This window comes from Arenimonas aestuarii (genome assembly GCF_054781715.1).
The window spans coordinates 801,997-822,389 of the sequence record NZ_BAAGTW010000004.1; the positions used below are offsets into that span (position 1 = coordinate 801,997).

Annotated in this window: 20 protein-coding genes; 2 read left to right on the forward strand and 18 right to left on the reverse strand. The window is 69.3% G+C overall.

What is annotated here, in order from left to right:
• Positions 1-2: 2 nt before the first annotated feature.
• From ACYVJH_RS04660 to ACYVJH_RS04685, 6 genes are read right to left on the reverse strand one after another with little or no spacing between them, the layout of a single operon-like run.
• On the reverse strand, positions 3-554 hold the full coding sequence (locus ACYVJH_RS04660) for a hypoxanthine-guanine phosphoribosyltransferase (protein WP_460453476.1): 552 nt from the start codon (positions 552-554) through the stop codon (positions 3-5).
• Position 555: 1 nt separating this feature from the next.
• The gene (nagZ, locus tag ACYVJH_RS04665; RefSeq protein ID WP_460453477.1) at positions 556-1,566 is read right to left on the reverse strand and encodes a beta-N-acetylhexosaminidase; all 1,011 of its coding nucleotides are present in this window, start codon (positions 1,564-1,566) and stop codon (positions 556-558) included.
• Positions 1,566-2,069 carry a CYTH domain-containing protein gene (locus tag ACYVJH_RS04670; RefSeq protein WP_460453478.1) on the reverse strand — a complete coding sequence of 168 codons (504 nt, stop codon included), beginning with the start codon at positions 2,067-2,069 and terminating at the stop codon, positions 1,566-1,568. Before ACYVJH_RS04670 ends, nagZ begins: the two co-directional genes overlap by 1 nt.
• A gap of 3 nt (positions 2,070-2,072) precedes the next feature.
• The gene (gene rlmD, locus ACYVJH_RS04675) at positions 2,073-3,392 is read right to left on the reverse strand and encodes a 23S rRNA (uracil(1939)-C(5))-methyltransferase RlmD (RefSeq protein WP_460453479.1); all 1,320 of its coding nucleotides are present in this window, start codon (positions 3,390-3,392) and stop codon (positions 2,073-2,075) included.
• A 57-nt stretch (positions 3,393-3,449) separates the two neighbouring features.
• Complete coding sequence (locus tag ACYVJH_RS04680) at positions 3,450-4,055, reverse strand: YdbL family probable chaperone protein (protein ID WP_460453480.1); 606 nt, start codon at positions 4,053-4,055, stop codon at positions 3,450-3,452.
• Between the two features lie 11 nt (positions 4,056-4,066).
• On the reverse strand, positions 4,067-6,088 hold the full coding sequence (locus ACYVJH_RS04685) for a hypothetical protein (RefSeq protein ID WP_460453481.1): 2,022 nt from the start codon (positions 6,086-6,088) through the stop codon (positions 4,067-4,069).
• On the opposite strand from ACYVJH_RS04685, the gene ACYVJH_RS04690 reads away from it, so the two are divergent.
• Positions 6,087-6,767 (forward strand): response regulator, encoded by a 681-nt coding sequence (locus ACYVJH_RS04690; RefSeq protein WP_460453482.1) that lies wholly within the window; start codon positions 6,087-6,089, stop codon positions 6,765-6,767. The genes ACYVJH_RS04685 and ACYVJH_RS04690 overlap by 2 nt on opposite strands.
• On the opposite strand, the gene recO is transcribed toward ACYVJH_RS04690, so the two are convergent.
• From recO to rpoE, 11 genes are all read right to left on the reverse strand, one after another.
• Positions 6,764-7,477 carry a DNA repair protein RecO gene (recO, locus tag ACYVJH_RS04695; RefSeq protein WP_460453483.1) on the reverse strand — a complete coding sequence of 238 codons (714 nt, stop codon included), beginning with the start codon at positions 7,475-7,477 and terminating at the stop codon, positions 6,764-6,766. The two genes, ACYVJH_RS04690 and recO, sit on opposite strands and share 4 nt — an antisense overlap.
• A gap of 3 nt (positions 7,478-7,480) precedes the next feature.
• Positions 7,481-8,392, reverse strand: coding sequence for a GTPase Era (era, locus tag ACYVJH_RS04700; protein ID WP_460453484.1), 912 nt, complete (start codon positions 8,390-8,392; stop codon positions 7,481-7,483).
• Positions 8,389-9,045 (reverse strand): ribonuclease III, encoded by a 657-nt coding sequence (gene rnc, locus ACYVJH_RS04705; RefSeq protein WP_460453485.1) that lies wholly within the window; start codon positions 9,043-9,045, stop codon positions 8,389-8,391. Before rnc ends, era begins: the two co-directional genes overlap by 4 nt.
• Positions 9,038-9,418 (reverse strand): DUF4845 domain-containing protein, encoded by a 381-nt coding sequence (locus tag ACYVJH_RS04710; protein WP_460453486.1) that lies wholly within the window; start codon positions 9,416-9,418, stop codon positions 9,038-9,040. Before ACYVJH_RS04710 ends, rnc begins: the two co-directional genes overlap by 8 nt.
• Positions 9,419-9,444: 26 nt before the next feature.
• The gene (gene lepB, locus ACYVJH_RS04715) at positions 9,445-10,257 is read right to left on the reverse strand and encodes a signal peptidase I (protein WP_460454266.1); all 813 of its coding nucleotides are present in this window, start codon (positions 10,255-10,257) and stop codon (positions 9,445-9,447) included.
• Positions 10,258-10,291: 34 nt separating this feature from the next.
• A complete protein-coding gene (gene lepA / locus ACYVJH_RS04720; protein WP_460453487.1) occupies positions 10,292-12,085 on the reverse strand; it encodes a translation elongation factor 4 in 1,794 nt (597 codons plus the stop codon).
• Positions 12,086-12,184: 99 nt separating this feature from the next.
• On the reverse strand, positions 12,185-13,684 hold the full coding sequence (locus ACYVJH_RS04725) for a Do family serine endopeptidase (RefSeq protein WP_460453488.1): 1,500 nt from the start codon (positions 13,682-13,684) through the stop codon (positions 12,185-12,187).
• The gene (locus tag ACYVJH_RS04730; protein WP_460453489.1) at positions 13,681-14,133 is read right to left on the reverse strand and encodes a SoxR reducing system RseC family protein; all 453 of its coding nucleotides are present in this window, start codon (positions 14,131-14,133) and stop codon (positions 13,681-13,683) included. The genes ACYVJH_RS04725 and ACYVJH_RS04730 overlap by 4 nt, the downstream gene beginning before the upstream one ends.
• Positions 14,126-15,058, reverse strand: coding sequence for a MucB/RseB C-terminal domain-containing protein (locus ACYVJH_RS04735; RefSeq protein ID WP_460453490.1), 933 nt, complete (start codon positions 15,056-15,058; stop codon positions 14,126-14,128). Before ACYVJH_RS04735 ends, ACYVJH_RS04730 begins: the two co-directional genes overlap by 8 nt.
• Positions 15,055-15,705, reverse strand: coding sequence for an RseA family anti-sigma factor (locus tag ACYVJH_RS04740; protein WP_460453491.1), 651 nt, complete (start codon positions 15,703-15,705; stop codon positions 15,055-15,057). The genes ACYVJH_RS04735 and ACYVJH_RS04740 overlap by 4 nt, the downstream gene beginning before the upstream one ends.
• Positions 15,702-16,295 (reverse strand): RNA polymerase sigma factor RpoE, encoded by a 594-nt coding sequence (gene rpoE / locus ACYVJH_RS04745; RefSeq protein WP_460453492.1) that lies wholly within the window; start codon positions 16,293-16,295, stop codon positions 15,702-15,704. The genes ACYVJH_RS04740 and rpoE overlap by 4 nt, the downstream gene beginning before the upstream one ends.
• A gap of 150 nt (positions 16,296-16,445) precedes the next feature.
• Between rpoE and ACYVJH_RS04750 the strand changes: the two genes are divergently transcribed.
• Positions 16,446-18,482: a 3-hydroxyacyl-CoA dehydrogenase NAD-binding domain-containing protein gene (locus tag ACYVJH_RS04750; RefSeq protein WP_460453493.1), complete on the forward strand. Its 2,037-nt coding sequence runs from the start codon at positions 16,446-16,448 to the stop codon at positions 18,480-18,482.
• A 419-nt stretch (positions 18,483-18,901) separates the two neighbouring features.
• On the opposite strand, the gene ACYVJH_RS04755 is transcribed toward ACYVJH_RS04750, so the two are convergent.
• Positions 18,902-20,368: an amidohydrolase family protein gene (locus ACYVJH_RS04755; protein ID WP_460453494.1), complete on the reverse strand. Its 1,467-nt coding sequence runs from the start codon at positions 20,366-20,368 to the stop codon at positions 18,902-18,904.
• Positions 20,369-20,393: the final 25 nt, after the last annotated feature.

Here is a 20,393-nt window from a genome sequence, read left to right on the forward strand (position 1 = left end):
GTTCATTCCTTGAGCGCGTAGATGCCCGGCAGGTTACGGCCCTGCTCGTAATAGTCCATGCCGTAGCCGAATACGTAGCGATCGGGCACTTCGACGGCGATGTGCTGGGCTTGCACGCCGGCAACGCGGCGATCATGCCGCTTGAGCGCCATCACCGCGACGCGGGTTTCGGCCGCACCCTGCTCCTGGCACCAACCGAGGACGGCCTTGAGCGTGTGGCCTTCGTCGAGGATGTCGTCGGCGACCAGCACCCGGCGCCCCTTCAACGGTGTCGCTGGGCGATGCCGCCATTCCAGCCCGCTGCCCTGGGTGGCGCCGCGGTAGCGGGTCGCGTGCAGGTAATCGAACTGGAGGTCGGTTTTCATGTCCATGGCCAACGCGGCGGCAAACGGCAGGCCACCGTGCATGATCGTCAACAGCAGCGGTCGCTCGCCGCTGGTGCCGGCGTAGGCCTGGTCGATTTCACCGGCGATGCGGCGGATGCCGGCCTCCAGCGTTTGGCGGTCGAACAGCAGGTCGGACCGGGCCAGCGCGGCCCCGAGATCGTGGGACATGTCAGGCAACTCCATGGTCGAGGCGCCGGAGCGCTTCGCGGGCCCCATCGTAACGTGCGTGCGCCAGCAGCGCGTCCCAGGCCGGCGACCGGCGTGCGAAGAGCGGCGCAAGCAGGTCGGCCGGGGCCGGGTCGCGGTCGGCGACCGCGCGCAAGGAATCGGCCACCAGCGCCGGTGCGCAGACCAGGACGGCGTCGCAGCCGGCGTCGAGGTGGGCGTCTATGCGCGCCTTCACGCCGCCGGCGGACTCAGCCGCGGCCATGCCGATGTCGTCGCTGAAGACGATGCCGCCGAAGCCCATGTCGCGGCGCAGGATGTCGCGGATCCAGCGCAGCGAATAACCCGCTGGTTCGGGCGCCACCGCCGGGTATTTGACGTGCGCCATCATCACCGCCTCGGCACCGGCCTCGATGCCGGCGGCGAAGGGCACCAGGTCGAGCGCCTGCAGCTCGGCCAGCGGGCGCGGATCGACGGCGTCGTCGAAGTGGGTGTCCTCGAGCACCGAGCCATGGCCCGGGAAATGTTTGATGGTCGCGGCCATGCCGGCCTCGTGCAGGCCGGCGACGTAGGCGCGGCAGAAGTCGGCGACGATGACCGGTTCGGCGTGGAAGGCACGGTTGCCGATCGCCAGGTTGCCGCGGCCCAGGTCCACCACCGGCGCGAAGCTCAGGTCCAGGCCGGTGGCCAGGATTTCGCTGGCCATCAGCCAGGCGTGTTCATGGGCCAGGGCCAGCGCGTCGTCGCGGTCGCTGGCGTACAGGTGGCCAAAACCCTCCAGCGCCGGCAGTTCGGAATAGCCCTCGCGGAAACGCTGCACGCGACCGCCCTCCTGGTCCACGCACAGCAGCTGCGGGCGCGGCGCGGCCTCGCGGATGGCCTGGCACAGCTCGCCTGCCTGGTTGCGCGAGTCGAAATTGCGCTTGAACAGGATCACGCCCGAAACCCGGGGGTCCTGCAGCCAGCCACGCTCTTCGTCCGAAAGTTCCAGGCCGCCGATTCCAATCACCAGCATCAGGTTTTCTCCTGCGCGTTCCAGCGCGAATACGGGCGCTCTGCCAGCGCCAGGTTGTACCAACGGGTCTCGTCGGTGACTTCCCGGCCCAGCCAGGCGGGGCGTTCAAAGGCTTCGTCGGCGGCGGCCAGTTCGAGCTCGGCCACCACCAGGCCGGCGTTGTCGTCGGCGAATTGATCCACTTCCCAGGTGTGGCCAGCGTGCTCGACGTAGTGCCGGACCTTCTGGATGCGACCGCCCACGCACAGTGCCAGCAGCGCTTCGGCGTCGGCCACCGGGATCGGGTAGTCGAACTCCTGGCGTGTGTGCCCGGGCTCGCGCGACTTGATGTTGAGGAAAGCGGCGTCGCCGGCGATGCGCACGCGCACCGAGGCGTTCTGCCTGGCCTCGCGCAGCGCGGCCATGTCGTTGATGTAACCCTGGGCCATGCGCACCGACTTGAGCACGCTTTCGCGCCAGCGCTCGTCGGTGACCAGGAACTTGCGTTCGATCTCGATGCCCATGCCCTATTTCTCGAACAGTGCGATCGATTCAACGTGCGCGGTTTGCGGGAACATGTCCATCGCGCCCGCCGCCACCAGGCGGTAGCCGCGCTCGCGCACAAGGAAACCGGCGTCGCGCGCCAGCGAACCCGGGTGGCAGGACACATAGACGATGCGGCGGATGCCCTTGAGCGGAAGCTGGGCCAGCACCTCGGCAGCGCCGGCACGCGGCGGGTCGAGCAGGAGCTTGTCGAAGCCCGCCTTCATCCACGGTTCTCCGGCCAGGTCCTTGGCCAGGTCGGCAGCGTGGAACTCGACGTTGTCGACCTGGTTGCGGGCGGCATTTTCCCGCGCCCGCGCCACCAGCCCGGCGTCACCCTCGACGCCGACCACTTGGCCGGATCGCCGCGCCAGCGGCAGGGTGAAATTGCCCAGGCCGCAGAACAGGTCCAGCACGCGGTCTTGTGGCTGCGGATCGAGCAGCTCCAGCGCACGTCGGATCATCTTGTCGTTCAGGCCGGCGTTGACCTGGATGAAGTCCAGCGGCCGGAACGCCAGGTGCAGGTCGAAGTCGGGCAGCGCGAACGAAAGCTCCAGCTGTTCCGGCCACAGCGGCTTCACCGTCTCGATGCCACCGGGCTGCAGGAACACCGCGAAGCCCGTTTCCCTCGCGAAGGCGACCAGGCGCGCCTGGTCGTCGGCCGACAGCGGTTCGAGGTGGCGGAACACCAGGGCCACGCCCTGCTCGCCGGCGATGAATTCGATCTGCGGCAGCGTGCGCTTGCCGTCGAGGCTGTCCACCAGGGCCGACAGCGCCGGCAGGCGTTCGCCGATTTCCGGGATGACGGTGTGGCAGACCGACAGGTCGGCGACGAAGCGCGGGTTGGTTTCCCGGAAGCCCACCACCGTCTTGCCTTTCTTTTCGACGAAACGCACCGAAAAGCGCCCCTTGCGCCGATAGCCCCAGGCCGCGTCGACCAGGGGTTCAAGCTCCTTGTCCGGGGCCACGTGGCCGATGCGCTGCAGGTTGTCCATGAGCACGCCGTGTTTGGCGGCGATCTGGCGCGGTTCGGCCAGGTGCTGGAGTACGCAGCCGGCGCAGGTGCCGAAGTGCGGGCAGCGCGGCTCGATGCGGTCCGGCGAGGCGACCAGCACCTCGAGGGTGCGCCCTTCGTCGAAGTGTCGGTTGCGGCCGGTCTGTTCGACCCGCACGGTTTCGCCGGGAAGCGCGCCGGTGACGAAGATCGCCTTGCCCTCGCGGTGACCCACCCCGCGGCCGTCGTGGCTCAGGTCGGTGATTTCCAGGTCGAAGGGCGGACGCTGCTTGAAACGGGTACGGGCCACGGGTGATGCCGGAAACAAAGGGGCGCGGATTGTCGCAAATCCGCGCCCCGGATGCCTTTATTTTTGCTTCCAGGAACCGTCGGCGGCCTGGTACCACCAGCCGGCGCGGGCGCTGGCGACCCACTGGCGCGAGAAGGTCTGGCGGATCTGGGTTTCCCACTCAGGGTGGTTGTTGGCCACGGCGATCTCGCGATAAACCGCGTTGCGGTCGCGGTTGTCCTCGGCCACCAGCTGGTTCACCGACACGCGGTCCTTGAGCGGCACCTTGGCCGGGTCGCGCAGGACGACCAGGCCGTCATTACCAAAACCCAGCGCGCCGGAATCGAAGTGCGCCTGCAGGCCCGACTGGAAGCGTGCGGCCATGCGGTCCTGGATGGCCTGGATGGCCGGCGTGCGGATGGTGATGTCGGCTTGCTGGGCGTGGGCCGAGGAAATGAGCAGCGACATCGGGCTCCAAGCCGGGCGGCGGGCGGGCACGAACGCCTGCGGTTCGCCTTCGGCGGCCGCGGCGTCTTCGCCCAGCACCTTTTCGACAAACTCCTCGGCCGCTTCCTGGGCTTCGGCCGCCGGGAAATAGACGTTGATGGTGACGCAGGCGCCCAGGGCGAACATCGCCAGCGCCGCGGTGGGGGCCAGCAGCAGCCGCTTGATTTTTTTGCCCATTGTCTTGCCCTCTATTGGATGACCGGGGTTTGCCCTTCGGTGGCCGCCTTGAGGCGGTCCACCAGCGTGGGCCAGTCGACGCGGCGGCGGAAACCCACCACCTGGATACGCGGCAGGCCCGCTCCCTGCACGATGGTATAGCCATCACCCGCTGAATCCACGCCGTCCATCTGGCAGACGTTGTCGCGCAGCCGGCAGGCCAGCCCAAGGCGGGCATAGCGGAAGTCGTCGAACAGGCGCAGCGCCTGCGCCTGCAGGCCGCCCATCAGTCCGCCGCCGCCGCCGACCTTGGAAATGTCCTCGACCGCGCGCTGGCTGATCCGGCGCCGGCCTTTCCAGTCCGGATCCGACTGCAGGCGCGCGTCGAAGGCCACCGGCGACCAGTTGACCATGCGCAGGTCGGCGATGCGGCCATCGAGCCGGCCGGTGATGGAACCAAAACCAAAGGCCGCCGTCAGCGGTTCAAGGTCGATGTCCTCGATCACCACGTCGGCCGACAGGGTCGGTGCCACGCCGAACGGCCGCTCCATTTCCAGGCTCGACAGCGCCACGGAGCCGCCAAATAGCTCCATGGTCAGGCCGCCGTCGAGCGCCAGCCGGTTGTCCTGGTAACGCGCCGCCGGGATGCGGCCGCTGATGCTGCCCTCGAAGGCCGGCCAGCCCAGGCGTTGGGACAGGCTGCCCAGGTCCAGGTCCTGCAGCGTCGCGCCCAGCGCAAAGCGGGTGCCCTTGCCATCGCCGGGCGGCTGCCAGTGCAGGTGGTCCAGGCGTACCCGACCGTCGAGCACCGGGATCGATACCGGCGAGGCCAGCTGCAGCTGGCCGTCGGCGCTGGTGAAACCCAGCCGGGCATGGCCCAGGCCGATGCCAAATAGCGCCGCGCTGTCCCAGGCAAGTTCGCCTGCCTCTGGCGCGCCGCCGGCGTTCCAGCGCAGGTTTCCGTGCATGCCGGCCAGGGTGAATCGCTGGCGCGGGTCGATGGCGTTCACGCGCTCCAGGCCCAGCGCCATGAAACGCCACTGGCCGCCGTCCAGGCGCAGTTGCGCTTCGAGCCCCCCTGTCAGTACCAGGTCGCCGAAGCTGGCGGGAGCCAGGAAACCGCTCAAGTAGCGGTCACGGGCTGTCGCCAGGTCGCCCAGGGAAAGCCTGAGCTCCATGTCGTTAAGTGCATTGCCCGCATCGAGCCGCGCCGAACCGGCGGCCTGCAAGACCTGCCCGTCGCGCCAGGAAAAGGCCGGCAGGTCCCAGCCGCCGCCTTCGCGCGGAAATACCTCGGCCTCCACCTGCACCGGCGTCCCGGGCAGCGGCACGTAGAGGCTGCCGACCAGGAATTCACCGCCGCGCGCGGTGTAGCCAATGGCCGTGCGCGGGCGGCGTTCGTCGCCCTGGTAATCCACCGTCAGCCGGCCCTTCATGCCGGCGGCGGCAAGCCAGCCATCGGGCGTTTCCAGCCCGACGTCCGCGAGCCCGAGGTCCGCGTCCACGGACAGGGCTTCGCCCGTTCGCAGCGAAACCGCGCCATCCAGTTGGCCGCCGGTCCATTGGCCGTCCTTCCAGAGCGTCGCCAGGAAAGCGCGAAGCCAGGCGACCGGCACCGCCCGCAGGTCCACCTGGTGGCGATCGGGCGCGCCCGCGCGCCAGGCATATTCAATCCCGCTACCGCGGGCGGCAAGCAGCGCGTCGATGCGGGCCGCGGACAGCGATACGGCCAGCGAGCCGCTGCCGCCCTTCGCGCTGACCGGGCCCTCGCATTGCCACTGGCCGTCCGGGTCGCGCGACAGCGGGCAGCGCCAGCGCACCGTGCGCAAATCCTGTCCCAGCGTCGGCACCTGCAGGCGCGATGCTTCCAGCGCGAGTTCCCCGGTCGCGGCGCCCTCGGGCCAGTCCAGCGTCACCCTGACGTTTTCCAGGCTGGCCACGTCGTTGCGCACGGCGCCGACCTGCAGCTGCAATTCGCGAGCGGCCGCGGGCAGCAGCGCCAGCGCCAGCAGGGCGCCACTGAGGAACTTGCCGAGTCGGATCGGTCGCCGCATGCTGGCCAGCATAGTGCCTTTGATCCCGCGCCTGCTGCTGCTCGAAGACGACCCCACCAGCGCGGCCGCGCTGCGGGCGGGGCTTGAATCGCTGCCGGCCCGGGTGGACCAGGCGGCGAACGTCGCCGAGGCAGCCGCACTGGCGGCCCGCGGCGGGCATGCGCTCTGGCTGTTCGACCTGCAGCTTCCCGACGGCCGCGGCGACGCGCTGCTGGCCCGGCTTCGCGCCGACGGACTGGCCACGCCGGCCCTGGCGCTTAGCGCCGACCCGGGCGCGGACGCGCGGGGATTCCTTCGCGTCCTCGCGAAGCCCCTGGCCCTGTCCGAGCTGCGCGCGGCCGTGGCGGCCGTGCTGCCGCCGGACCTGCTGCCCCCCTGGGACGAGGTCGCGGGCCTGGCCGCGGTGGCTGGCCAGGCGACGGCGCTGCAGACACTGCGCCGATTGTTCCTGGACGAGTTGCCGGAGCAGCGGCGACAGGTTCTGGCCGCCTGCGAGTCAGGTGACGAAACCGCCGCGCGCGCCCAGTTGCACCGACTCAAGGCGAGCTGCGGGTTTGTCGGCGCCCTGCCCCTGCTGGCAGCGGTTCGGGCCCTGTACGCGACGCCGGGGGATGCCGGCGCACGACAGCGATTTGACGCCTGTTCGGCGCGCCTGCTGGCAGGCGCCCCGATGCCCTAGTCGCGGCCGAGCCGTGCCAGTTCCGACAGCAGCCCCCAGGACTTGAGCCCGGCCGGACCCAGGTGCGTGGCCAGCACGCCGCGCAGGGCGCCGCGCAATTCCTGCAGTTGCTCGGGTGGAGGCTGCCGGTCCTGGGCCAGGGCCAGCAGCGCCGCCCCGGACGTGGAACCGGGCGCATGGCTGCGGTCGCGCAGCGCCCCGCGTTCGGCGTCGAGCAGGTAGCGCGCGGCCGGGTCGAGCGGCTCGCCGTCCTCGCCTGCCTCGAAGGACAGGCCGTAACCCAGCAGTTCGAGCAGGTCGCGTTCGAAACGTCGCAGCTGCCAGGCCAGTGCCGCATTGTCGCCGAGCCGGGAGCGCAGTTCGCCGTAACGCTCGAACAACTCCGGCGCCGGGTCGTTGCGCGGCAGCAGGCGCAGCACCAGTTCGTTGACGTAGAAGGCCGCCATCAACGCCTCGCCGGCCAGGCGCGGCGCCGCGTCCACGGCTTCGGCCTGCAGCAGCCGGGCCAGTTCACCGCGCGGCAGGAAGTCGATGCGCAGCCGCTGCAAGGGCTGCAGGGCGGCGCGCAGCGGGTGCCGCTTGGCGCCCTGCACGCCACGCGCGACCACGCCGACCCGGCCATGATCACGGGTCAGCAGTTCGACGATCAGGCTGGTCTCGCGCCAGGGGCGCGCGTGCAGCACGAAGGCCGGCTGCGCGAGTACGCGCATGGCTCAGTCCGAATAACCGAATCGCCGCAGCGCGGCCTCGTCGTCCGACCAGCCCTCGCGCACCCGGCACCAGGTTTCCAGGAAGACCTTGCGGCCGAACAGCCGTTCCATGCCGACGCGGGCACCGGTGCTGATGGCTTTCATGCGTTCGCCGCCCTTGCCGATGACGATGGGCTTCTGGCCTTCGCGCTCGACCCAGACGATGGCGGCGATGCGCAGCATCTCGCCATCCTCCTCGAAGCGTTCGATCTCGACGGTGGTCGAATACGGCAACTCCTCGCCCAGGCGCAGCATCAGCTGTTCGCGAACCAGTTCGCCGGCCAGGAAACGTTCGCTACGGTCGGTGATTTCGTCTTCGCCGTAGATCGGTGCCGATTCCGGCATCAGGAAAAGCAGGTCCTTGACCAGGGCATCCAGCCCCTTGGACTTGAGCGCCGACACCAGGTGCACCGACGCGAACAGGCGTTCGCCGGTGACTTCGGCGATGAAGGGCAGCAGGGCGGTCTTGTCCGGCATCTTGTCGATCTTGTTCACCACCAGCGCCACCGGCACGCCGGCGGCGTGCAGGGCGCCGTAGGCCAGGGCGTCCTCCTCGGTCCAGCGGCCGGCTTCGATCACCAGCGCGGCGGCGTCCACGCCCTCGACGGCGCCACGCGCGGCGCGGTTCATCATGCGGTTCATCGCCCGCTTCTGTTCGCGATGGATGCCGGGCGTGTCCACCAGCAGCAGCTGGCCGTTTTCGAAGCTGGCGATGCCCAACAGCCGGTGGCGGGTGGTCTGCGGCCGCGGCGACACGATGCTCACCTTGGCGCCGACCAGGGCATTGACCAGGGTGGACTTGCCGACGTTGGGGCGGCCCAGCACGGCGACGGTGCCTGCGCGGTAGGCGTTGGGCGGGGACTCGGGGGAATTCACTTCTTCTCCAGCGTCGCCAGCACGCGTTCGGCGGCGAGTTGTTCAGCGGCGCGCAGGGAGCTGGCTTCGGCCTGCTCCTCGAGCGGGGGATCGGTGGTTTCGCAGGCGACGTGGAACACGCGGGCGTGGTCGTCGCCGGTGGTTTCGAGCAGGCGATAGGTCGGACGCGGCAGCTGGCGGCCCTGCAGCCATTCCTGCAGCCGGGTCTTGGGATCCTTCTCGGCTTTGCCGGCGGGCAGGTCGTCCAGCGCGGCCTCGAACCAGCCAAGCACCATGCCGCGACAGGCTTCGAAGCCGGCATCGAGATGCACGGCACCGATGACCGCCTCGACGGCGTCGGCCAGTATCGAGTCGCGGCGGTGGCCGCCGCTCTTCATTTCGCCGGGGCCGAGTTCGAGCCGCTCGCCCAGCTGGAGTCGCCGCGCCAGTTCGGCCAGCGAAGATTCGCGGACGAGGCTGGCGCGGGCGCGGGTCAGGGTGCCCTCGTCGGCCTTGGGCCAGCGTTCGTAGAGCGCCTCGGCGACGACCAGGTTGACCAGGGCGTCGCCGAGGAATTCAAGCCGTTCGTTGTGCGGCGATCCGGCGCTGCGGTGCCGGAGGGCCTGTTGCAGCAGTTCGGGTGATCTGAATCGATGGGTGATCGGGTCAGTCACTCGGAGGACGGCCGGTCAGGTCGACGGTATTGTCGAACTTGCCAATCACGTCGAGGTTTCCGAACAGCGGCACGCGAACTTCGTAGGCGATATTGAGCTTGGCAACGCCCCCCTCGCGGAAGACCTTGACGTGCTCCTTCTTCACCGAATTGACGTAGGCGATGTCAAGGCGGCGCTCGAGGTCGCGGTAGATGTTCGCCGGTGGCGAGGACGCGGAGTTCGGCTGGGCCGCGTACTCCTCCATCACCCCTTTGAGATTGAGGTACTCGCTGTACATCGGGAACAGCTTCATGATGATCAAGGCGAAGAATCCGACCACCACCAGGACCATCACGAAACTCATCAACGTCATGCCACGCGGCTTGCTAATCATGTCCACTCCCCCGGGGATCACCCCTTTCAGCGGATGGTATCGCCAATCCGGGTGTAGTCAAACGCCCCGGAGCAGAACCAGCCCTCGCAGTTGAGCCAGATGGCGAAGGCCTTGCCCACCAGGTTCTTCTCCGGGACGAAACCCCAGTAGCGGCTGTCCTCGCTGCGGTCCCGGTTGTCGCCCATGGCGAAATAGTGTCCGGCCGGCACTTCCCACACGCCTTCGGCGCGCGGGCTGGAGAAGGGGCTGGTTTCCAGGGTGGCGTGCACGCGGCCGTCGAGGTCGACCTCAAAGCGGGTGGCGCCGGTCATGGCGCGGCCCTGGCCGGAGCCCACGTAGACACCGGCGGCCTGCTTGGGCACCGGCTGGCCGTTGACCAGCAGCGTCTGGTCGCGAAACGTGATCTGGTCGCCCGGCAGGCCAACGATGCGCTTGATGTAATCGGCACCGGCATTGGTATCGTCCGGCCCCATGCCCGGGTAGCGGAACACCACCACGTCGCCGCGCTCGGGCGCGCCGACGTCGATGATCTTGGTGTTGATCACCGGCAGGCGGATGCCGTAGGCGAACTTGTTGACCAGGATGAAGTCGCCGACGAGCAGGGTCGGCATCATCGAACTGGACGGGATCCGGAACGGCTCGGCCAGGAAACTGCGCAGCACCAGCACGATGAAGATGATCGGGAACAGCTGGCGGGCATAGTCGACCACCACCGGCTCGTGGATCTCCTCGCCTTCGGCCTGCATCAGGCGGCGCTTGGGCGCGAACAACAGGCGGTCGATGAGCCAGACAAATCCGGTCAGCGCGGCCAGGGACGTCAGGATCAGGGCTAGGTCTATTTTCACGCGTGTGGCTTCCTCGCGGCGGAGCCGCTTATTTGTTGTCCACCTGGAGCACGGCCAGGAAGGCTTCCTGCGGGATTTCCACGCGGCCCACCTGCTTCATGCGCTTCTTGCCTTCCTTCTGCTTCTCCAGGAGCTTCTTCTTGCGGGTGGCGTCGCCGCCGTAACACTTGGCGAGCACGTTCTTGCGCATGGCCTTGACCGTGGAGCGCGAAATGATCTGCGAGCCGATGGCGGCCTGGATGGCGACGTCGAACATCTGCCGCGGGATCAGCTCGCGCATCTTCTCGCAGATGTCGCGGCCGCGGCGGTCGGCGTGGCTGCGGTGCACGATGGAGGAAAGCGCGTCCACCTTGTCGCCGTTGATCAGCGTGTCCACCAGCACGAAGGGGCCGGCCTCGAAACGTTCGAAGTGGTAGTCGAGCGATGCATAACCCCGCGACACCGACTTGAGCCGGTCGAAGAAGTCCAGCACCACCTCGGCCATGGGCAGCTCGTAGCTGATCTGGACCTGGGAGCCGAGGTAGTTGATGCCGACCTGGCGGCCGCGCTTCTCTTCGCAGAGCTTGATCACGTTGCCGACGTAGTCGGGCGGCGTGAGGATGTTGGCGCGGATGATCGGCTCGCGGATCTCCTGCACCTTGGTCGGCGGCGGCAGCTTCGCCGGGTTGTCCAGCGGCAGCGTGCTGCCGTCGTTCATCAGCACTTCGTACACGACGGTGGGCGCGGTGGTGATGAGGTTCAGGTCGTACTCGCGCTCCAGGCGTTCCTGCACGATCTCCATGTGCAGCATGCCCAGGAATCCGCAGCGGAAGCCGAAGCCCATGGCCTCGGAGCTTTCGGGCTCGAAGCGCAGCGCGGCGTCGTTGAGCTTGAGTTTCTCGAGCGCTTCGCGCAGGCCGGGGTAGTCGTCGGCGTCCACGGGGAACAGGCCGGCGAAGACGCGCGGCTGCATTTCCTGGAAGCCCGGCAGCGGACCCGGCGCCGGGTCGTTGGCCAGCGTCAGGGTGTCGCCGACCGGGGCGCCGTGCACGTCCTTGATGGACGCGTTGATCCAGCCCACCTCGCCGGCGCCGAGCTTGGCCAGCTCCTTGCGCTTGGGCGTGAACACGCCGACCTTGTCGACCAGGTGGGTGCGGCCGGTGGACATGACCAGCATCTTGTCACCGGGCTTGATCTCGCCCTGCATGACGCGCACCAGCGACACCACGCCCAGGTAGTTGTCGAACCAGGAGTCGATGATCAGCGCCTGGAGCTTGTTGGTCTCGCGCGGCTTCGGCGGCGGGATGCGCTTGACGATGGCCTCGAGCACGTCAACCACGTTCAGCCCGGTCTTGGCGCTGATGGCGATGGCGTCCTCGGCGTCGATGCCGATGACGGCTTCGATCTCCTTCTTGACCTTGTCGATGTCGGCCGTGGGCAGGTCGATCTTGTTCAGCACCGGCACGACCTCAAGGCCCTGCTCGACCGCCGTGTAGCAGTTGGCGACCGATTGCGCCTCGACGCCCTGGGCCGCGTCCACCACCAGCAGCGCGCCTTCGCAGGCCGCCAGCGAGCGGCTGACTTCATAGCTGAAGTCGACGTGGCCCGGCGTGTCGATGAAGTTGAGCTGGTAGGTGACGCCGTCCTTCGCGGTGTACGGCAGGGACACGGACTGCGCCTTGATCGTGATGCCGCGCTCGCGCTCGATCGGGTTCGAGTCGAGCACCTGGGCCTCCATCTCGCGCGCCTGCAGGCCGCCGCAAAGCTGGATGATGCGGTCGGCAAGCGTGGACTTGCCGTGGTCCACGTGGGCGATGATGGAAAAATTGCGGATGTGCTGCATGCGGGGCGGTCGGGTTACCGGTACGTGGCCATAAACACGCCATTATCGCACAGCGCCCCCGGCCCGGCCCGCGTGGGCCGACCGGGGCACGCCATGGGTTCAGCGCAGGACGAAGCTGACGAACCCCGTACTGCGGGCATTGCGGACCAGAAGCCGGACCTCGTCACCCGCAGCCAGGTCGGCGGTCGCGGCCTCGAACTCGGCCACCGAGCCCACATCGTCCTGGCCCACGCTCAGGATCACGTCCCCCGGGGCCAGCCCGGCCTGGCGGGCCGCCAGCCCGGTCACCCGGGACACCAGCACGCCTTCGCCGGCGCCCAGGCCCATGGCCGAACGGGCCGATGCATCGAGGGCCGCGACCTCCAGGCCCAGCGGATTGAGGGTGGCGTCCGGGGTCGGCGGCCGGCCGGTCCGGCCCGGCCGGCCCACCGAGGCCACGTCCAGGGCCGACAGGGTGACGACCAGTTCCCGGGCCCTGCCCTCGCGCACCACCGTCACGGTGGCGCGACTGCCCGGAGGCAGCGCGCCGACCATCGGCGGCAGCGAGGACGAGCGCAGCACGTCGCGACCGTTGAAGCCGGTAATTACGTCACCGGGGCGGATGCCGGCCTTGTCGGCGGCGCTGCCGTTCTCGACGGAATCGACGAAAGCACCGGTCGGCCGGTCCAGGCCCAACTCGGACAGCCGGTCGCGATCGACGTCCTGGATGCGCACGCCAAGCTGGCCGCGCGTGACCGTGCCGGTTTCGCGCAGCTGGCGCACGGCGTTCATGGCCACCTCGATCGGGATCGCGAAGCTCACGCCCATGTAGCCGCCGGAGTTGGAGAAGATCTGGGAGTTGATGCCCACCACCTCGCCGCGGGTATTGAGCAGCGGACCGCCTGAATTGCCGCGGTTGATCGCCACGTCGGTCTGGATGAAGGGCACGTATTGCTGGCTCGGGTCGAGCGAGCGGCGGCCGACGCCGCTGACGATGCCGGCGGTGACCGAATGCTCGAAACCGAAGGGCGAGCCGATAGCCAGCACCCACTGGCCGGCCTTGAGGTTGCGCGAGTCGCCGGTCTTGAGCACCGGCAGGCCGCGGCCCTCGACCTTGAGCAGTGCGACGTCGGACAGCGGATCGGAACCGACCAGAGTCGCCTCGAGCTCGTTGCGGTCGCTCAGGCGCACGATGATGCGGTCGGCGCCGGCGACGACGTGGTGGTTGGTCAGCACGTAACCGTCGCTGGAAATGATGAAACCGCTGCCCTGCGAGGTGCCGCCGCGTGGCATGCGGTCGGGCATGCCCGGCATGCCGGGCTGGCCAGGCTGGCCGAAGAAACGGCGGAAGAACTCGGGCATGTCTTCGGGCATGGGCTGGGGGCCGCCGCGGGCGCCGTCGGCGTCGCGCTCCTCCTCGTTGCCGCTGGTGGCCTCGATGTTGACCACCGCCGGGCCGACGGCTTCGACCATGCGGGTGAAGTCGGGCAGGTTGACGATGGGGGTTTCCAGCAGTGTCTGCCCGGCCGGTGCCGTGTCGCGCGTCTGGGCAAGCAGGCCCGGTGAAACCGCAGCGAGCGAAAGCGTCAGGAAGAGGATGCGGGAAAGGGAAGGTTTCATCGCTTTGCTTCTCCTGGTGGATCGGTATTCGTGTCCGCCTCAACCCGGAGGATCTCCGGCTCGGGCAGGTGCGGTTTGGAGAAGCGCGCCGCCAATAAAGTTCCCGACAATAGGCAGATAAGGGTCAACGCGTCGACGTGGCGGCCCCAGGCCAGACCCACCAGCTGCCCGACCGCCGCGCCGGCCAGCAGGCCCAGCAGCACGCGCCCGTAGCCACGCCAGGCTGCCTGGCGCAGGGACTGGTCGTCCAGCCGCAGCCGCAGGCGCCGGCCCGGCGGGAAATCGGCGGCGTCGTCCACCTCGAGCTCGAATCCGTCGCGGCCGCTGCCGGCAAACAGGCTGCAGCGACCGCCGCAGCCACCGGCGCAACCGTCGCAGGCGCTGCCCAGCAAGCGCAGCGACAGCCGCCGCCCGTGCGCGCCGATGACTTCTGCGTCGCGCTCAGCCACTCGCCGTCACCGCCCGGACCGTGCGTGCGAAGCGATCCACCGTCGCCGCGGGCACTTTGCCGATGGCCAGTACCTGCCAGCCATCGAGCCAGAACGAACGCGCATGCACGGCGCCGCGCTGGCGGCGGGCGTCGCCGCGCAGGCCCCCGCCGACCCGCTCGACGTACACCGACACGCTGGCCAGCCCGTCGCTGTAGAGAAGATGCACGCCCCCGTCGGGCAAGGGCCGCGTCGCCCGCAGCCGGAATCCGGCCGGCGGCGCCGGCACGGTCCAGCCCACCTGGCTGCCGGTGTGCGGCGGCAGCGGCGACACCCGCTCGAGTTCGGCCGGGGCCGACGGCATCAGGTCGGCGTCGGCAGGCGCTTGGTCGAGCCTGATGTCGGTGAAAGCCACCTGTTCGATGGAACGGCCCTGGCCATCGAGCAGGTCCACGCGCAGCGGCAACCCGCTGCGTTTTTCCAGCCACAGGCGATAACCGTAGCGCCAGGGGTCGGTCGCCAACACCTCGATGCGTTGCACGGCGTGACCAGCCACGCGCCCGGGCTGCCCGAGCCGGGCCTGGTAACCGTCCAGGCCCGCCGCTTCGGAGATCGCCAGTGCTTCGCTCCAGCGGCCTGCCTGGCCCATGTCATAGGCCACCGGGGCCACACCGGTGCCAATGCACATCACCCGGCTGCCGTCGCGGATGACTTCACGCGCGGGGCCGCTCAGCGCCACCAGGCGCTCGCGTTCGCGGCCATCGTCGACCCGGTGGAACACCCGCAGCGTGTCCACGCGGCCACCGGCCACCACCACCAGGGTGCCCTGGTAGTCCAGCCCGCGAAGCGCGGGACCCACCCTGGCCAGCCAGCCGGCCGCGTCCGTTGCCGCCAGTGCGACAGGGGCCAGCAGGAGCAGGGCGGCGATCAGCAGCAGGCGTTTCACGGGCGGTCTTGTTCCCCAGCCTGTTCACCGGCACCCGGCTCGCCGTGTGCGACGACATCCACGTACGGCATGAATCCGCCCAGGCCGTCCGAGGCCATGAGCGCGTTGTGCCTGACCAGGTAGGCCTCCATCGCCCGATCGTCCTGGCCCAGCGGCGAACGCGGCCAGGGCCGCGCCGAGGGCTCGCCGGACAGTCCGGCCGCCAGCTCGCGAATGTCCGCGCGTGGCACCGGCGAAACGCGGGTGGTCGGCAGGTCCAGCAGCGGTGGCCGCACGGTGGCCTCGCTGCGCGCCAGCTCCGGCGCCGGCGGCAGGCCGGGCGAGCCACCCTGCCCGACCAGGCCCGGCAGCAAGGCCAGGCCCAGCACCGCCGCGGCGATACCCGCGGCCCAGGACCAGCCATGGCGCGGGCGCGGCGCCGGCTCGGCGCGAACGGCCGCCGCCACCCGGTCGGCCAGGCCATGTGGCATCAGGTGCAGCGGCTGGCCGCGCAGGCTCGCCGAGGCCAGCTGCCAGCGTTCGACCTGCGCCTGCAGCGCCGGCTCGTTGCCGATGCGCCGCTCCAGGAAGCGCGCCTGGTCGGGCGGCAGCTCGCCGTCGATCCAGGCGCAGAGGTCTTCAAGCAGTTTCTGGTCGGGCGGGGTCATGGGCGGACTCGCTCTGTGTCCATCAGGGGGCGCAAGCGGGCGTCGATAGCCTCGCGGGCGCGGAAAATGCGGGATCTCACGGTGCCGATCGGGCACTGCATCAGCTGCGCGATGTCTTCGTAGCTCAGGCCGTCCACCTCGCGCAGGGTGATGGCCTGGCGCAATTCCTCGGGCAGCGCGGCAACGGTGTCGGTGACGGTCTGCTCGATTTCACCGCGCAGCAGCTGGTGCTCGGGCGTGTCGTGGTCGTGCAGCCGGCCGGCGCTGGCGTGGTGCTCGGCGTCTTCCGCGGCGATGTCGGCGGTGGGCGGGCGACGCTTGGCGGCGGCGAGGTGGTTCTTGGCGGTATTCACGGCGATCCGGTAGAGCCAGGTATAGAACTGGGCGTCGCCACGGAAGCCCGCCATCGCGCGATAGGCGCGGATGAAGGCCTCCTGGGCAATGTCCTGGACCTCGGCATGGTCGGGCACGAAGCGATAGATGACGGCGCCGATCCGGTGCTGGTACTTGCGCACCAGCAGGTCGAAAGCCGCGTTGTCGCCTGCCTGAACACGCTTGACGAGGGCCAGGTCCTGTTCGTTGTCGCCCATCCGGGCCGCTGCTCCTGCGGCCATCCGGGCCGCTTCATGGACATCCGTGGCCCGGAAAAGTTCCGCCGGGCCTGCGGCCGGCGTTGACCCCCCGGGGTCCCACCGGGATGATACGGTCTTCCTTCCCTACCCCCACGTATGGAGCCCGCCATGTTCGACGGACTTCGCCTTGCCCATTGGCAGGCCGACCCTCGCCCCGACGGCATCCTGGTGCTGACGCTCAACCGCGCCGACCAGAACGTCAATGCCCTCAGCCGCGCCGTGCTCGACGAACTCGAGGCCATGGTCGAGCGCATCGCGCTCGAGCCGCCCAAGGGCGTGGTCATCATTTCCGGCAAGGCCGCCGGCTTCATCCCCGGCGCCGACATCAAGGGCTTCGAGGACATCGCGGCCAAGGGCCAGACCGAGGCCTGGATCCGCCATGGCCAGTTGGTCTTCCAGAAACTGGCCGAGCTGCGCTGCCCCACCGTCGCGGCCATCCACGGCCACTGCATGGGCGGCGGCACCGAGATTTCCCTGGCCTGCCGCTACCGCGTTGCCAGCCGCGACGAAAAAACCCGCATCGGCCTGCCCGAGATCAAACTGGGCATCTACCCGGGCTGGGGCGGCAGCGTGCGCGCGCCGCGCCTGGTCGGCGCCCCGGCGGCCATGGACCTGATGCTCACCGGCCGCAGCCTGTCTGCGTCCGCGGCCAAGGCCATGGGCCTGGTCGACAAGGTCGTTGAACCGGCGCTGCTGCTCGACGAAGCGGTGAAGCTCGCGCAGCGCGGCACCACCCGCCCGTTCAAGCAGCGTTTCCTGGCCTGGGCGACCAATACCGGCCCGGCCCGCGCGATCCTTGCCCCGCAGATGCGCAAGCAGGTCGCCCGCAAGGCGCGCAAGGAACACTACCCGGCGCCCTACGCACTGATCGACACCTGGCGCCGCAGCGGCGGCCTGGGCGTGCACGCGGCGCTGAAGGCCGAGGCGAAGTCGGTGGTGAAGCTGGCCGGCACGCCGACCGCGCACAACCTGGTACGGGTCTTCTTCCTCATGGACCGGCTCAAGAGCCTGGGCGGAAAAGACCACGGCATCCAGAAGGTGCACGTCATCGGCGCCGGCGTGATGGGCGGCGACATCGCCGCCTGGTGCGCGCTGCGCGGCTTCGAGGTGACGCTGCAGGACCGCGAGATGAAATACGTGCAGCCGGCGCTCGATCGCGCCGCCAAGCTGTTCGAGCGCAAGGTCAAGGACGAAGCCAAGCGCAAGGCAACAAGCGAGCGTCTGAAGGCCGACGTCGAAGGCGCCGGCGTGGCCCAGGCCGACCTTGTGATCGAAGCCATCTTCGAGAACCTGGAAGCCAAGCAGGCACTGTTCGCCAAAGTCGAAGAAGCCCTGAAGCCGGGCGCATTGCTGGTCAGCAATACCTCGTCGATCCCGCTGGAACAGCTGCGCGAGGGCCGCAAGGATCCTTCGCGCTTCGCCGGCCTGCACTACTTCAACCCGGTGGCGCTGATGCCGCTGGTGGAGATCGTGCAGCACGACGCCATGGACGAGGAAACCGCGCGCCGACTGGCCGCCTTCTGCCGCGCCATCGACAAGCTGCCGGTGCCGGTGGCGGGCACGCCGGGCTTCCTGGTCAACCGCATCCTGGCGCCCTACATGCAGGAAGCCATCATCGCCTTCTCGGAGGGCATCCCGGGCCCGGTGATCGACAAGGCGGCACTGAAGTTCGGCATGCCGATGGGTCCGATCGAGCTGGTGGACACGGTCGGCCTGGACGTGGCGGCGAGCGTGGGCAAGATCATGGCCGACTTCCACGGCCAGGCGCTGCCGGACGCGTTCAAGGTCGAAGAAGGCAAGCGCGGCAAGAAGGACGGCCAGGGGCTGTACACGTGGGAAAACGGCAAGCCGGTGAAACCGCCGGTGCCGGCCGACTACACGGCGCCCGAGGACCTCGAGGACCGTCTGCTGCTGCCGCTGCTCAACGAGGCGGTGAGCTGCCTGCACGACGGGGTGGTGGCCGACGCGGACCTGCTGGACGCCGGCGTGATCTTCGGCACGGGCTTCGCGCCCTTCCGCGGCGGCCCGATCCAGCACATCCGCGCCGTCGGCGCGGCCAAGCTCAAGGCCCGCCTGCAGGAACTGGCCGCCAAACACGGCGACCGCTTCACCCCCCGCCCCGGCTGGGACTCTCTCGCCGACTGACCCCCGGGCGCTCCTGCACCTCCCTGCAGGAGCGCCTTCAGGCGCGAATCTCTTGCCCTTGGCCTTCGGCCAAGTGTCGCCCCCGCTCGTCTCGCGTGTGGAGGCAGCGTCGGGACCGCCAGGAGATCAAGAACGCAGCGCCCGCCCGCGCTGCAAGCTCCGGCCATCGCGCCGATTGCCGGGGAGCCGCTTTCCCATCGGCCACGACGTGGCGTTGAGGAGGTGTCGCGCGTTCGCCCCGGCCGACCATCGGAAACATGGATGTCGACGATGAGCCTACATGGACGTACTTGCGGCGTGTCGGCCGGGGCGAATGCGCGGCGCCTCCACTCGCGACACGCTCGGTGGCAACGATTTGCTTGGCCAAAGGCCAAGGGCAAGAGATTCGCGCCTGAAGACGCTCCTGCAGAAACGCGGGCTCAGCCGCCCCAGGCCTTGAAGTTGAGGAACTCGCGGCGGGTGCGCGGGCCGTGGGTCAGGAAGCTGGGGTCCGGGTCGTTGCGGTAGTTCTCGCGGGCCCGGGCCACCGCGTCGCCGCGCAGGTGCTGGTCGAGCACATCGCGGGCCACCGGATAGATCTTCAGGGCATTGAGCCCGAAGATCTTCGCCCGGATCGTCGGCGTGATCTCCGGGTAACCGAACTCGTCGCGCAGCTCCGCGCTGATCTGGAACGTCCGGAATGCCTGGATCTGGTCCTGCGGACTGCCGTACCAGATCGAATCGGTGCCCCACAGGATGTTGTCCTCGCCCAGGTGCAACAGCAGCTTGCCCAGGGCGTGCGCCGCCGAGTCCGGGTCGCGCATCAGGAAACGCCAGGTCGAACCCAGCTCCGCGTACACGTTGCTGCCCTTGCCCAGACCCGCCTCGCGCACCGACGTCACCAGCGCGTCGATGCCGTCCTTGCGCGTCGGGTCGTAGGGCCCCTCCGGCGTGTCGGTCACGAAACCCGAGTGGTAGATCAGGAAGTTCACGTCCGGGAAACGCTTGCCCACCCGCCCCACGTCCGCGCAGGTGCTGTATTCGTAGCTCCGCGGGCCGAACGGAAGCCCCTTGTGGATCGCGATGTTGCGCACGTTTAGCTTGCGCGCCTTTTCGATCATCGCCAGGCCCGCCTCGTCGTCCATCCAGAAGCCACGTTCGCCGTTCGGACCCCACTGCGTATAGGTCTTCCAGGCGCTGATCGGGAACGTCGCCGCCAGCCGGTCCATGTCCTCCAGGTCGCCGGCCTGGTTCGGGTTCACCCGGCCGTGCAGGAACAACCGGTGCGTGCCCTGCATCGTCTCGACGATCGCCGCGGTCGCCGCCGCCTCCTCGATCGTCAGCGGCTCGCCCTCGCGCGTCGACGGCACGAAGCTCAGCACCATCAGCGAGGTGTCCGAGTCCAGGAAGATGTCCCGCAGGAACGCGTCCGGACCGAAACACTGCAGGTGGTCGAGCCGGCCACCCAGGGCCGCCGCCGCGCAGCCCTGCGTCCCGAACCCCGACAGCGGCCTGGCGGCCTCGGGCAGCGCCCGGGTCCAGGCGCCGGTCGGGTTCACGAAATGGCCCTGCACGTCGAAGATGAATTCCTTTCCCGACACCGCCGCTTCGGCGGCCGCGGGCTCCAGCGCCGCCTCGGCCGGGACCTGGAAGAACCCGCCGCGCTTGCCCGCGGCGGCGTAGGCCGCGTTCATCGCCAGCAGGCTGCTGGCGGCGCCGCAGGCCGACACCAGGAAACCGCGCCGCGACACGCCCATCCGGCGCGCGTTGAGCTCGGCCAGGTCATGGGCCAGGGCATTGGCATGGTGGTGCTCCGGCGCCAGCGGAACCGGCGTGAACTCGCCGTTGCTGGTGCTGTCGAGCTTGATCGGCAGGCGGCGCCCGTCCGGGTCCTGGCGCTGGCTCATGGGCGGCTCCCACGGGTCGATCCGC